This is a genomic window from Methylomonas sp. MS20 (assembly GCF_050275925.1).
GTDB classification, from domain to species: domain Bacteria; phylum Pseudomonadota; class Gammaproteobacteria; order Methylococcales; family Methylomonadaceae; genus Methylomonas; species Methylomonas koyamae_A.
Map to the genome: position 1 here is coordinate 2,616,008 of NZ_CP189962.1, position 13,748 is coordinate 2,629,755.

At 56.9% G+C, this 13,748-nt stretch carries 8 protein-coding genes; all 8 read left to right on the forward strand.

All coding sequences use genetic code 11. The annotated features are described in order from the left end of the window. Window positions 1-32 precede the first annotated feature (32 nt). Window positions 33-2,969 carry a TonB-dependent receptor gene (locus tag ACQE3D_RS11515; protein ID WP_313727865.1) on the forward strand — a complete coding sequence of 979 codons (2,937 nt, stop codon included), beginning with the start codon at window positions 33-35 and terminating at the stop codon, window positions 2,967-2,969. Further along, window positions 2,969-3,502, forward strand: coding sequence for a YfiR family protein (locus ACQE3D_RS11520; RefSeq protein WP_281023263.1), 534 nt, complete (start codon window positions 2,969-2,971; stop codon window positions 3,500-3,502). The genes ACQE3D_RS11515 and ACQE3D_RS11520 overlap by 1 nt, the downstream gene beginning before the upstream one ends. 5 nt (window positions 3,503-3,507) lie before the next feature. Next, window positions 3,508-6,972: a response regulator gene (locus ACQE3D_RS11525; protein ID WP_313727864.1), complete on the forward strand. Its 3,465-nt coding sequence runs from the start codon at window positions 3,508-3,510 to the stop codon at window positions 6,970-6,972. A gap of 200 nt (window positions 6,973-7,172) precedes the next feature. Continuing rightward, window positions 7,173-8,174, forward strand: a complete 1,002-nt coding sequence (locus tag ACQE3D_RS11530; RefSeq protein ID WP_313727863.1) for a cytochrome-c peroxidase — start codon at window positions 7,173-7,175, stop codon at window positions 8,172-8,174. A 547-nt stretch (window positions 8,175-8,721) separates the two neighbouring features. After that, a complete protein-coding gene (locus ACQE3D_RS11535; protein WP_313727862.1) occupies window positions 8,722-9,204 on the forward strand; it encodes a low molecular weight protein-tyrosine-phosphatase in 483 nt (160 codons plus the stop codon). A gap of 20 nt (window positions 9,205-9,224) precedes the next feature. Then, a complete protein-coding gene (locus tag ACQE3D_RS11540; protein ID WP_313727861.1) occupies window positions 9,225-9,944 on the forward strand; it encodes a dienelactone hydrolase family protein in 720 nt (239 codons plus the stop codon). Between the two features lie 126 nt (window positions 9,945-10,070). Continuing rightward, complete coding sequence (gyrA, locus tag ACQE3D_RS11545; RefSeq protein WP_313727860.1) at window positions 10,071-12,668, forward strand: DNA gyrase subunit A; 2,598 nt, start codon at window positions 10,071-10,073, stop codon at window positions 12,666-12,668. After that, window positions 12,668-13,747 (forward strand): 3-phosphoserine/phosphohydroxythreonine transaminase, encoded by a 1,080-nt coding sequence (serC, locus tag ACQE3D_RS11550; RefSeq protein ID WP_313727859.1) that lies wholly within the window; start codon window positions 12,668-12,670, stop codon window positions 13,745-13,747. The genes gyrA and serC overlap by 1 nt, the downstream gene beginning before the upstream one ends. Window position 13,748 lies beyond the last annotated feature (1 nt).

Genomic DNA, 13,748 nt, shown 5'->3' on the forward strand with positions numbered 1-13,748 from the left:
AAAGCTCAGCTCCGTTCAAATGGCTTCGGTCGATGCCAGCGCAGGCTGGCCGGCTGGCCGGTATCGGCCTGTTGAGCGTGGCGTGGTGGCTGCCGGCTCGGGCCGACCCCAGCATGGCGACGCTACGCGGGCGGGTCGAAATGCCCGGCTTAGCCGATCAAGCGGGCGCCCAAATCATCGTCACCCATTTGGATCGCGGCTTTTCGACCCGCACCGTGTCGCGCGAGGGCGGCAGCTATGTGTTGATGGCATTGCGGCCCGGCCGCTATTCGTTGAAAGTATTGGCGCCGGATGGCCGCAGTATCGAGCAGGCGCTGACCTTGCAAGTCGGACAGGCCATGACGCTGGACTTGGCGGTCGGTGCCGAAGCCGGCACCGAATCCGCTTCAACCGCATCGGAAATCCGCAACCCGGAGCTGGCGACCTACCTGACGCCGGAACAAATGCAACGCTTGCCGCAGATCAACCGCAACTTCCTGAACTACGCCGATCTGGCGCCCGGCGTCAACGTGGTAACCGATCAGGACGGCAGTACCCGCTTGCAAAGCGGCGGTCAGCGTCCGGACAGCGTCAATCTCTATATCGACGGCGTCAGCCAAAAAAATTACGTGGTGCGCGGCGGCGTGGCCGGCCAGGATTCCAGTCGAGGGAACGTGTTTCCGGAATCGGCGGTCGCCGAATACAAAGTGATCAGTCAAAACTACAAAGCCGAGTTCGATCAAGCCAGCGGCGCGGTGATTTCGGTGCAGACCAAATCCGGCGGCAATCAGTTTCACGGCGAGACCTTTTACGACCACACCAATCAAGATTTGCGCGCCGCCACGCCCAGCGAAACGCTGAACGGACGCTACGACAATATGCAGGCCCAATACGGCGTGACCTTGAGCGGACCGATCGCCCACGACGTGGCGCACTTTTTCGTCGCTTACGAGCGCAAACAAAACGACGATTTCGCCGGCGTGCGCACCGCGGACGGTGGGGCGCTGCCGGCCCGCTACCAATCCCTGCTCGGCGAGGCGAATCGGCCGTTCGAAGCCGATCTGTTCTTCGCCAAGCTGGATTGGGCCCTGGACGAGCGTAACTCGCTAGAGGCCTCGTTTAAATTGCGCGACGAAACGCAAATACTGGGTATCGGCGGCGGCAATGCCGAACCGAACGCGCTGGACAAGGGCAACGCCGAAAAACGCCTGGACTTCAAATATCAATACACCGCCGAACACTGGGTTAACGAAGCGCGCTTCACCTACGAAGATAGCCATTGGCGGCAACAGCCGGCGCATTTGAATGCCGGACAGTTGCTACAGCGTTTGGATGGTAGCCTAAGCGGCGGTAATTTAAGCAGCGTCACGGTCCTGAACGGCGGCGGCGCCGGTAACTTTCAAGACAAAGGCCAACGCGGTCCTGGCTTGCAAGACGATTTGACCTTCAGCGGCTTGAATTGGCACGGTTCGCACGTCGTCAAAGTCGGCGCAAAGCTGAAGTACATCGAATTGAACGCACTGGAACGCGATCCCTACAATCCTCAATTCAGCTACAACCTGAACAACCCGGACGGGACGCCCTACCGGGTCACTTGGGCCGCGCCGATGGCCGGATTGGGCGACGGCAACGGCGCGACATCGACCGACGTCAGTCAAGTCGGACTCTATCTACAAGACGACTGGGAATTGAATCGACATCTAAGTTTAAGTTTGGGCGCGCGCTGGGATTACGAATACAACCCCGGCTACTTGAATTTCGTCACGCCGACAGGTGTGGCGAGCGCGTTGCGCGACTGGAGCAATATCGCCGGCGGCCGCGGCGGCTACAATCTCGAGGATTATCTCAGCAACGGCCATAACCGCCGAGCCGACGCCGACAACATCGCGCCGCGCCTGGGTTTTGCCTACGACTTCGACGGCGATCAGCGTCACGTCGTGTTCGGCGGTTATGGGAGAGCCTACGACCGCAACATTTACGACGTGTTGCAGTTGGAGCGCACTAAAGGCAGTTACCCGTCGTTCAGCGTGGCGTTTCAAGGCGATCCGAACTACGATTGCGGCGCGGCGGCCGACTGCATCGCCTGGGATCCGGCCTATTTGAATTACAACGGCGAGCAACTCAGCGCATTGACCGGCGCCACCCCGGCCAGCCGGGAAATCAACTTAATGCGCAACAACCTGAAAACGCCGTTCGCCGATCAATTCAGCCTTGGCATCCGCAACCGTATCAGCGATTGGTATACCGAACTGGCGGTGTCGCACGTGCATAGCTACGATGGTTTGGTGGGCGTGCTGGGCGGACGTAATGCCGACGGCAGCTTTTACCGGGCCGGCAGCGACCTTGGCGGTACTTTTCAAGCGGTTCCGGGCTACGGTCAGTTGATCCTGTTCGACAACGGCGTGCAAACCAAAACCAATTCGGTGTATTTAAAAGCCGAGAAGCCTTACGTCAAGGAAAGCGGTTGGGGTGCTAGTTTTGCTTATACCTATACCGACTCTCAGGAAAACAAGCCGCAATCCTTCGTGGATAACAGCAGCTATTTATTTGAAAAGCCGGATACTCACAGCGTCGGTTGGCTCGATACCTCTGGAGTACGCGCCCACAAAATCGTAACCACCGCAAGCGTCGATTTACCGTGGGATATGGTCTTCGCCGCCAAATTGACGCTGGCCACGCCCGAAACCCGCTACGGCATCAATTGCACCAGTGGTGCCTGCCGTTTCGATACCTACACGCCGCGTGGTTACGACTTTATTTTTCCCGGCGAATGGTGGGGCTATCGGCAATTCGATATTGCGTTAATCAAAAATTTCGACACTCCGCGAGATACGCGATTTAAGTTACGTTTGGACGTCTTGAACTTGTTCGACTTCAAAAATTACGGCGCTTTTAATAGCAACTTCGCCTCGACCGACTTCGGCGCGCCGACGTCGATTTTGGCCGGTCCGCCGCTGACGCTGAAATTGACGGCGCGGCTGGAGTTCTAATGCGCGCTGCCCGCATTTCGGCGATCCGTTATCGCCTTATCGCCTTGTGGGCGATGTGTTGGTTGGCTTGGCCGGTGGCGGCGGATAGTGCCGACGCGAAAATCAAGGCCGGATATTTGTTTAATTTCACCCGACTGGTCGAATGGCCGACGCCCGGCGACGAACCCTTGCATGTTTGCGTGGTCGGCGCCGACGCGGTGGTCGAACAACTCGGCGAATTGGCCAGCCGCGATAGTAAGGGTAGAGCCTTGCAAATCTGGTCCGGAACCGAGGAGTTGCAGATATGCCAATTGCTGTACATCGATGGGGATTCGGCGATGTTGCCGGGACTGTTACAGCAAACGAAGAGCAGGGCGGTGCTGACCGTCAGCGACCAACATGGATTCGCGGCGCGCGGCGGCGGGATAGGCTTTTACCGCGACCAAGATCAGATTAAAGTCGAAATCAACCCCCAAACGGTCAGCGGCGCTCAACTCAAGGTTAATGCCTTGTTGATGGAAATTGCCCGTATCGTCGTTCCCTCCAAACCTTGAAAACCATGCCGGTCCGCTCACTCGACGTCAATATCAAAACTAAATTGGTGCTGATTATCTTGGTAACCAGCCTGGTCGCGCTGTTACTGGCCGGAACCGGTTTCGTCGTGCACGAGCGCATGCGTCTGAAAGAAGATATGGCCAAGGACTTGCAGTCGTTGGCGCGGATTGTGTCCGGCCGCAGCACCGTCGCCTTGTCCTTCGGGGATCCGGGCGTCGCCGAAGCCAATCTTAGCGCGTTGGGCGTCAAGCCCGCGGTGGTGTCCGCCTGTATTTACAACGCCGAGGGCGGCTTATTCGCCGAATATCGGCGGGGCGAATCTTGTCCGGCCTCGTGGCCGGCGCGGCAACAGGTCGGACTGGCGGTTTTCGGTGAGCAATTTTGTCGAATGGCCGAGGATATCGAATTGGACGGTCAGCATGTCGGACGGGTGTTGATCGTGGCCAGTTTGGCGGAACTGAATAATCTCTGGCGGGGTTCGTTGATCGCGGCATCGCTAATCGTGGTATTGGCGGGTGCCATCGCATTTTTGATGGCTTCGCGCTTGCAAAGGGTGATCTCGGCGCCGTTGGTTAAGCTAAAAAAAACCGTCGAGACCATCAACCGCAGTCAGGATTACACGCTGCGCGCCGAGCGCCACAGCAACGACGAACTCGGCGCATTGATTTCAGCGTTTAACACCATGATCGCGACGATCGAAAACCGCGATCGCCAGTTGGCGGAAAGCCGCCATCAACTGGCGGCGGTCAATGAGGACCTGGAACGCCGAGTGGCGGCGCGGACCGCCGAGTTGGGCGAAACTAACGTCAAACTGGCGCACAACGGCGCGATATTGACGACAGTGCTGGACAGCATGTCGCAAGGCTTGATTGCCTTCGACGCCAATTTGAAATTGCTGGTGTGGAACAAGCAATTGGCGCTCGTGCGCGGCTATCCGGAAGAATTGTTGCAAACCGGCCGCGATCACAGCGATTTCGAACGTTTTGATTTACATGACGATGCCTTGCGTTACGCCGAAACCAAGGCCGAGTTGCGCGAAGCCCTGGAAAGAATCAGTCGCTTTCAACCACACCGCTACGTGTGGACGCGGGCCGACGGCAAGGTGTTGGAAATCAGCGGCGGGCCGATTTCCGACGGTGGTTTCGTCAGTACCTACGAAGACGTCACGTTACGCAAACAATACGAAACCGCGCTGAAGGAAGCTCGCGATGCTGCCGAATCGGCCACTCAAACCAAAAGTCAGTTTCTTGCCAATATGTCGCACGAGATCCGCACGCCGATGAACGGCGTGCTGGGCATGCTGCATCTTGCGCTGCAAACCGAACTCAGCGCGTCGCAGCGCAACTATTTGGCCAAAGCATATAGCTCGGCTAGGGCCTTGTTAGGCATCCTTAACGACATTCTGGATTTTTCCAAGATCGAGGCCGGTAAACTGACGTTGGAGCAAGCCGAATTCCGATTCGATGCGGTCGTCGATCAATTGGCCGATGTCATCGGGTATCAAGCCGGCTTAAAAAATATCGAGTTTTTGATTCGGCACGACCCGGAAATTCCGCCGCTGTTAATCGGCGATCCGTTGCGTCTTGGGCAGGTGTTGACCAATTTGTGTAGCAACGCGTTGAAATTTACCGAGCGTGGCGAATTGGAACTGGCGTTTCACGGCCGCGTCGTCGCGCCGACCGAAATGGAACTGCTGGTCACGGTGCGGGATACCGGCATCGGCATGTCGCGAACCGACCGCGATAAATTGTTCACCGAATTTACTCAGGCCGACCAAGGCACTAGTCGGCGCTTTGGCGGTACCGGCTTGGGACTGGCCATTTCCAAGAAACTGGTGGAAATGATGCGAGGCCGAATCTGGATCGATTGGTCGGAGCCGGGTCTGGGGACGACGTTTTGCTTTACCGCGCGTTTGGGTATTGTCGGTGACGGCGCGCTGCGGCCGCAATCGCTGGAGGACAAGGTTGGCCGGCTGTTGGCCGACGTCCGGGTGTTGGTGGTGGACGACAACGAAGCGTCGCGGGAAATCATTGCCGATATGCTCAGGCCGTTCGGCGTACGCATAGGGGTTGCCGCCAGCGGTGCCGAAGCCTTGACCGAATTGCGCCAAGCGACCGCAACTCAATCCTACGAACTGGTGTTGGTGGACTGGCACATGCCTGGCATGAACGGCGATGAAGTGGTGGAACAAATGCGCGCCGACCCTCGCTTGGCCGGGCTTAAGGCGATCATGGTCACCGCTTACGGCAACGAGGACGTCATGCGCCTGGCGGACAAGGTCGGCATTGACGGTTTCTTGATCAAACCTGTCTCGCCGTCGTCTTTGCTGGATGCCATCCTGTCGGCCTTGGGACGTGGCCGTATCCAGGGCATGGCCGACAAATTCAAGCCGCGCCTGACAGGTGGCGTGGAAACCGGACCATTACACGGTCGCCGCATCTTGCTGGTTGAGGATAACGAAATCAACCGTGAGTTTGCCGGCGAATTATTGCGCGGACACGGCCTGGAGGTAGACGAGGCAGTGAATGGCGAGGAGGCGGTGCGGAAAGTCTGTCAGACAGCTTACGACGCAGTGTTAATGGATATTCAGATGCCGGTGCTGGACGGCTTGGAAGCGGTACGGCAAATCCGGTCGCTAACCCAAGCCGACGGCGCCGACCGCTTCGGTGCGATGCCGATTATCGCGATGACGGCGCACGCCATGGCGCAAGACGTCGAAAAAAGTCTGCAAGCCGGCATGAACGACCATATCACCAAACCGATCGATCCCGAACGTTTGCTGGCTTCGTTGACCACCTGGATCGCCGGCACCGGGAGCCAGACTCCCCCAGCCTCGGCAACGGCTAGCGTCGCATACCCGGCGGATCTGCAGTGTTTACGGCATATCGATGTCGCGCAGGGCATTCGGCGCATCGGCGGCAATTCGGAGGCTTATCGGCGGCAATTGCTGCGATTTTTGGCGCATTACGCCGACTCGGTGACAGAACTGCGTGCTTCGATCGAAGCGGGGCGTTTCGAAGAAGCGGAAGCGCATTGCCACGCGTTGAAAGGCGTCAGCGGCAACCTGGGCGCGCAAGCCTTGTTCGAAGCGGCCTCCTCTGTTGACGCGGTGTTAAAGCAAAGCCACCCGCCGGCCGAAGCGCAACTCGCCGATTTGGAGCAATGCTTGGCGCGGATTATCCTCGAATTGACCGATTTGGCGGCGAAACAGCCGGAAAACGTGGTGGAGCCGAAACCCGTCGTCAATACCCAGGAAGTCGCCAAGGCCGCCGAGCGTTTGGCGAGGATCTTGGACACCGATCTTGGCGCGGTAGAATCGGCGCTCGCGGAGCTGCGGGCGCTGGCGGCAGGGGGGGGATGGCAGGCGGAACTTGACGCGATCGCCAAATCAATCGATCGCTTTGCAATCGACGAAGCCCAGCTACAATTAGCGCGGTTGCGCGATGGCTTGCAGCCGGAAAACCCATGAAGATGTCGAGCTACCACGGATAGGCGGGGAATGGAGAACATTCAGTACTCTAAAACACGAACTCCTCTGTCTTTTTTCAACTTCAAGCATGGGCCAAGTCGTAGCAGTGGCGACCGTGCATTTAGATTTACCTGCCGCGCGGCAATATCTTACAATTCGGCAGCCTTGAGCTAACAATAATTACTTTTAGGAGGATGGTTATGTTAAAAATTCGTTTGCTGGTCGCCGCGTTGGCGATGACCGGTTCCTTGTCCGCATCAGGCGCGGAATCCTTGCCGGCCAGCGCTCCGGCACCGGAAAACAATCCCACCACAGCCGAAAAAGTCTCGTTGGGAAAAATGCTTTACCACGATCCGCGATTGTCGTCGACCGGCACCGTGGCTTGCGCCTCTTGCCACAACACCATGCTGGGCGGCGAAGATAATCGACCCAACTCGATGGGCGTGAACGGTCAAACCGGTGGACGTAGCGCGCCGACGGTCTGGAATGCGGCTTTCAACGCAGTGCAATTTTGGGATGGCCGCGCGGCCAGCCTGGAAGAGCAAGCCGCCGGTCCAGTCACCAACCCGATTGAAATGGGCATGAAAAGCTGGGACGACGTGGTAGCTCGCCTGAAAACCATCGAAGGCTACCAAGATGCGTTCGAAAAAGCCTTCGGCAAGGACTCGATCAGTAAGGATAATGCGACCAAGGCTATCGCGGCTTACGAACGTACGCTAATTACGCCTAACAGTGCTTACGACAAATATGTCGAAGGCGATACCAACGCCATGACCGAACAACAAGTACGCGGCATGAAAAAAGCCGTCGAAATCGGTTGCACCAGTTGCCACAGCGGTCCAGCCTTTAACGGTGCCGGCATGTTCCAAAAATTCCCAGTGAATTCCAACGGATATTTCGAAGCGCAATACCATTTCCAAAAAGATTTGGGCCGCGCCGAAGTCACCAAAAGCGATGCGGACAAGCATTTCTGGAAAGTGCCTACGTTACGGAATGTCGCTCTGACCGCACCGTATTTTCACAACGGCTCCGTGAAAACCTTGGACAGAGCCGTATGGTTGATGGCAAAACTGCAATTGAATAAGGAATTGTCCGACGCCGAAGTAGCAGACATCGTCGCATTTTTGAACGCACTGAGCGGCGAATTTCCGACACAAAGCATGCCGCATCTCCCCGGCACGCCAGGCAAGGCTTTCAACTAATCCGCACTGTAAGCCAAACAAGGGGCCGGAAGGCCCCTTTTTTATTGTCACCGACGATGGTCCTTGCCTCAGCAAAAGCACCACGCCAACTTAAAGTCTCCGACGAATACTATCAGCTCAAATGCTGCGGCTGATTGGTCTATTGTGCGATTCTTATAGCGATGGTGGCGTTTTATCCTAAAAAGGGCAGTTGGCGTGTATTGCGGGCCGTTCGTGCTGAGCAACGTCGAAGCATGGACGGCTCGCAATACACTCACCAAACGGGTGAATGAAAAATCCCGCGCGCCCTTCGACAAGCTCAGGACGAACGGGATTTTTCATCGCCAAACTGCTCTTTTTAGGTTTATGGAGCACGCACAGCGAACGAGTAGGCTCTTCCCCGAGCGAGCGTATCGGTTGCGGGTTCTTGTCGACCAAAGGCCGCATCTCTACCCTAAAATCCCGCCGGACGACTAAAATAGGCGCGCTAGCTTTGTTGTCAAAGACTCAAGGTTGGCGATTCTAGAAGCGATCTTGCAGCGATTAATTTAATAAATAATTGATATATATGAATAAAATTAAAGTACTCTTTGTCTGCATGGGCAATATTTGCCGATCGCCGACGGCGGAAGGCGTGTTTTCCAATTTGATCGAAAGTCAAAATTTGGCCGATCGCTTTCAGATCGATTCCGCTGGCACGCATGCCTATCACGTCGGCGACGCGCCGGATTTACGCGCGCAAAAAGCCGCTCGCGATCGCGGCGTGGAATTGAAACACCTGCGCGCGCGCAAGGTATCGGCAGCGGATTTTGCCCATTTCGACCACATATTGGCGATGGATAGCGAGAACAGGGAGAATCTGACCGAGCTGTGTCCGCCGGATCATCGGCATAAAATCCGTTTGTTTTTGGAGTATGCGCCGCATCTACTGGAGCATGAGGTCCCCGATCCGTACTATGGCGGCAGTTACGGCTTCGAACGGGTATTGGATTTGGTCGAACAAGCCTCCGAAGCCTTTCTGGAGTCCCTGCGTCAGGCTGGTCGTTTATAACAACCTAACGGAATTTGGATATGGCTATAGTAGCAAACACGGTTGCTTATCTGGATCAAGAAACCTTGCTGGAAGGGTATTTCGCGTACGACGACGCGGTGACCGGCCAGCGCCCGCTGGTGTTGATTCATCACGCTTGGGGGGGGCGGGACGAATTTGTAGCCGGCAAGGCTCGAAAATTGGCGGAATTGGGCTACTTGGGGTTTGCGGTCGATATGTACGGAAAAGGTGTGTTAGGCAGCGGCCCCGATGAAAATGCCAAGTTGATGCAGCCGTTCATGGCGAATCGCGCCTTGTTGCAGCGGCGGACACTGGCGGCGTTGGCGGCGGCCAAATTATTGCCGTGGGCCGATAATCGCAAAATTGCAGCGATCGGCTTTTGCTTCGGCGGTTTGTGCGCGTTGGATTTAGCCAGGACCGGCGCCGATATTCAAGGCGTGGTGGCCTTCCACGGTCTATTCTCGCCGCCCGCCAACATTCCGGAGCCCATGATAAAAGCCAAGGTTTTGGCCTTGCACGGTCACGACGATCCGATGGTGCCGATGGAGCAGGTTATCGCGCTGCAAGCCGAATTAACCAAAGCCGGTGCCGATTGGCAACTGCATAGCTACGGTCACACCCTGCACGCGTTTACCAACCCGGTGGCCAATAATCCGGGGTTCGGCACGGTGTACCAGCCGCTCGCCGACCGGCGTTCGTGGCAAGCGATGCAAAACTTTTTGGCGGAGATTTTTGCCTGACGTGGCAGGGGGGCGTTTGCTATAATTGCCGGCTTTACAAACCTGTCGGTACTGAGTAAATGGAATTGACAACTCAGGCCCACCCGTCGATGCGCTTGCCGTCGACCGCTATGGAATCACGGACCCATGTCAGACTTCGCTAAAGAAATCATTCCTGTCAATCTCGAAGACGAGATGAAACAGTCCTATCTCGATTACGCGATGAGCGTCATCGTCGGTAGGGCGCTTCCCGATGTCAGAGACGGCCTGAAGCCGGTGCACCGCCGCGTACTGTACGCGATGAGCGAACTGGGCAACGATTGGAACAAACCGTATAAAAAATCCGCCCGCGTCGTCGGTGACGTGATCGGTAAATACCACCCGCACGGCGATACCGCGGTTTACGACACCATCGTCCGAATGGCGCAACCGTTTTCGCTGCGTTACATGTTGATCGACGGTCAGGGCAACTTCGGCTCGGTGGACGGCGATTCGCCGGCGGCCATGCGGTACACCGAAGTGCGGATGGCGAAAATCTCCCACGAGTTGCTGGCCGATCTGGACAAGGAAACCGTCGATTTCGTCGCCAACTACGACGAGTCAGAATCCGAACCCACGGTGCTGCCGACTAGGGTACCCAATCTACTGGTCAACGGCTCTTCCGGCATCGCGGTCGGCATGGCCACCAATATCCCGCCGCACAACCTCGGCGAAGTGGTCGGCGCCTGTTTGGCCTTGATCGAAAACCCCGATTTGACGATTCCCGAGCTGATGGGGATCGTACCCGGTCCGGATTTTCCGACCGCCGGCATCATCAACGGCGCATCGGGCATACACGAAGCGTATGCCACCGGCCGGGGCCGAATCTATCTGCGCGCCCGATGCCATTTTGAGGACATCGGCGACAGCGGCCGTCAGGCCATCGTCACGACGGAGCTGCCATACCAGGTCAACAAAGCCCGCTTGCTGGAAAAAATCGCCGAATTGGTCAAGGAAGGCAAGCTGGAGGGCATTTCCGGATTGCGCGACGAATCGGATAAGGACGGCATGCGGATGGTCGTCGAATTGCGGCGCGGCGAAGTGGCCGACGTGGTGTTGAACAATCTCTACAAGCAAACCCAGTTGCAAACCGTATTCGGCATCAACATGGTGGCTTTGTACGACGGTCGGCCGCATTGCATGAATTTAAAGGACATTCTGGCCGCCTTCATCGACCATAGACGCGAAATCGTGACGCGCCGGACGATCTTCAATCTACGCAAGGCGCGCGAGCGGGCGCATATCTTGGAAGGTCTGGCGGTAGCACTGGCCAATATCGACGAGATGATCGAGCTGATCAAAACCTCGCCGAATCCGCAGGAAGCTAAAGTCGGGTTGTTGGGACGATCCTGGAATGCCGGTCTGGTGGCGTCGCTGCTGGACCGCGCCGATGCGGATCGCTCGCGCCCGGAAGACTTGCCGGCGGAATTCGGCTTGGCGAACGGCCTATATCGGCTGTCCGAAAATCAGGCTCAAGCCATCCTGGATTTACGTCTGCATCGCTTGACAGGGCTGGAGCAGGAAAAAATCGTCAACGAATATCGGCAATTGCTGGAATTGATCGACGAATATTTGTTCATTTTGGGCAGCGATGTGCGCTTGATGGAAGTCATCAAGGAAGAATTGGAAGAAATCAAAAGCCAATACGCCGATGCGCGCCGAACCGAAATCGTTCAGGATTATTCCAACCTGACCGCTGAAGACCTGATCACCGAGGAAGACATGGTGGTGACCATGTCGCACGAGGGTTACGTCAAAACCCAGCCGCTGACCGATTACAAAGCGCAACGGCGCGGCGGTCGCGGTAAATCGGCGACGGCTACCAAGGAAAACGATTTCATCGAAAAACTGATCATCGCCAACACCCACGACACCATCCTGTGCTTCTCGTCGCGCGGCAAGGTCTATTGGCTGAAAGTGTACGAGTTGCCGGTCGCCAGCCGAGCCTCGCGTGGCAAGCCTTTCGTCAATTTGTTGCCGTTGGAAGAGGGCGAACGCATCAACGCGATGCTGTCGGTTCGCGAGTACAGCGAGGACAAATATGTGTTTATGGCGACGATGGCCGGTACGGTCAAGAAAACCCCGCTGACTGAATTCGCATTCCAATTGGCGAAAGGCAAAATCGCGATCGATTTGCGCGATAACGATACCCTGGTCGGCGTCGCGCTGACCGACGGCCGTCAAAACGTGATGTTATTCAGCAGCGACGGTAAGGCGGTCTGTTTCAACGAGAGCGACGTACGTTCGATGGGCCGGGTCGCTGCCGGTGTGCGGGGTATCCGCTTGCAGGAAGGCCAAAAAGTGATTTCGCTGATCGTCGCCAGCGAGGGGACGGTATTGAATATCACCGAAAACGGCTACGGCAAACGCACCAAGCTCGAAGAGTTTACCCAGCACAAGCGCGGCGGTCAGGGACTGATTGCGATTCAAACCTCGGAACGCAACGGCGCGGTGGTCGGGGCGGTGCTGGTCAACGACACCGACGAGATCATGCTGATTACCGACGGCGGTACCTTGGTCCGAACCCGCGTCAACGAAATTTCGGTGGTGGGTCGCAATACTCAGGGCGTTACCGTGATTCGACTCGACAAGGGCGAAAAAGTGGTTGGCGTCGACCGCATCGAAGCGCTGGGCGACGAAGAAGGCGATCTCGACGACGAAAGTCCGGATAGCGACGCGGCACCGTCGACAGGAGAGGAAGAATAATGGCCAGGATTTATAACTTCAGCGCCGGTCCGTCGATGTTGCCGGAACCGGTATTGCTACAAGCGCAACAGGAAATGTTGGATTGGCGGGGCAGCGGTATGTCGGTGATGGAAATGAGCCATCGCGGTCCGCACTTCATGGCCATTGCCGAGCAAATGAAGAACGATCTGATCGAACTGCTGGCGGTACCGGCCAATTATCGGGTGTTGTTTCTACAGGCCGGCGCCAGCGCGCAATTCGCGATGATTCCGCAAAATATCCTGAACGGCAAAACCAAGGCCTGCTACGTTAATACCGGCGCTTGGTCTACCGCGGCGATCAAGGAAGCCGGCAAATATTGCGAAGTCCAGGTGGCGGCCAGCGGCGAATCGACCGCGTTCACGACAATCCCAGCCTACGCGGACTGGCGAGTCGATCCGGCAGCCGCCTACTTGCACTACACTTCCAACGAAACGATACACGGCGTCGAATTTAACGATATTCCGGACGCCGGCGACCTGCCGCTGGTTTGCGATATGTCGTCGAATATCCTGTCCAGACGGGTCGATATCGGCCGCTATGGCTTAATCTACGCCGGCGCGCAGAAAAACATGGGGCCGTCAGGCGTGACGGTAGTCATCGTCCGCGACGATTTGGTGGGCTTGGAGGCCAAGAATACGCCGGCCGTGTTCAGCTATGCTCAGCAGGCCAAGGCCGATTCGATGTTGAACACGCCGGCCACCTACAACTGGTATTTGTTGGGTTTGACGCTGCAATGGCTGAAAGGCGAGGGCGGCGTCGTCGCGATCGAACAACGTAACATCCGCAAAGCCAACAAACTTTACCAAGCCATCGACGATTCCAGTCTGTACCGCAATCCGGTCGATCCGGCCTGCCGGTCGCGGATGAATGTGCCATTCGTATTGGCCGATGCAACGCTGGACAAAGCCTTCCTCGCGCAAGCCGAGCAACAAGGCTTGAGCACGCTGGCAGGCCATCGTTCGGTGGGCGGCATGCGCGCCAGCATCTATAATGCGATGCCGGAAGCCGGCGTCGAGGCCTTGATCGAATTCATGGCCGAGTTCGAGCGTACTCATTAAG

What these genes read in the sequence shown, in the direction of transcription:
- ACQE3D_RS11540 (WP_313727861.1), top strand. Translation starts at nt 9,225, where the DNA reads ATGGCTATAGTAGCAAACACGGTTGCTTATCTGGATCAAGAAACCTTG.
- ACQE3D_RS11530 (WP_313727863.1), top strand. Translation starts at nt 7,173, where the DNA reads ATGTTAAAAATTCGTTTGCTGGTCGCCGCGTTGGCGATGACCGGTTCC.
- ACQE3D_RS11515 (WP_313727865.1), top strand. Translation starts at nt 33, where the DNA reads ATGCCAGCGCAGGCTGGCCGGCTGGCCGGTATCGGCCTGTTGAGCGTG.
- ACQE3D_RS11520 (WP_281023263.1), top strand. Translation starts at nt 2,969, where the DNA reads ATGCGCGCTGCCCGCATTTCGGCGATCCGTTATCGCCTTATCGCCTTG.
- serC (WP_313727859.1), top strand. Translation starts at nt 12,668, where the DNA reads ATGGCCAGGATTTATAACTTCAGCGCCGGTCCGTCGATGTTGCCGGAA.
- ACQE3D_RS11535 (WP_313727862.1), top strand. Translation starts at nt 8,722, where the DNA reads ATGAATAAAATTAAAGTACTCTTTGTCTGCATGGGCAATATTTGCCGA.
- gyrA (WP_313727860.1), top strand. Translation starts at nt 10,071, where the DNA reads ATGTCAGACTTCGCTAAAGAAATCATTCCTGTCAATCTCGAAGACGAG.
- ACQE3D_RS11525 (WP_313727864.1), top strand. Translation starts at nt 3,508, where the DNA reads ATGCCGGTCCGCTCACTCGACGTCAATATCAAAACTAAATTGGTGCTG.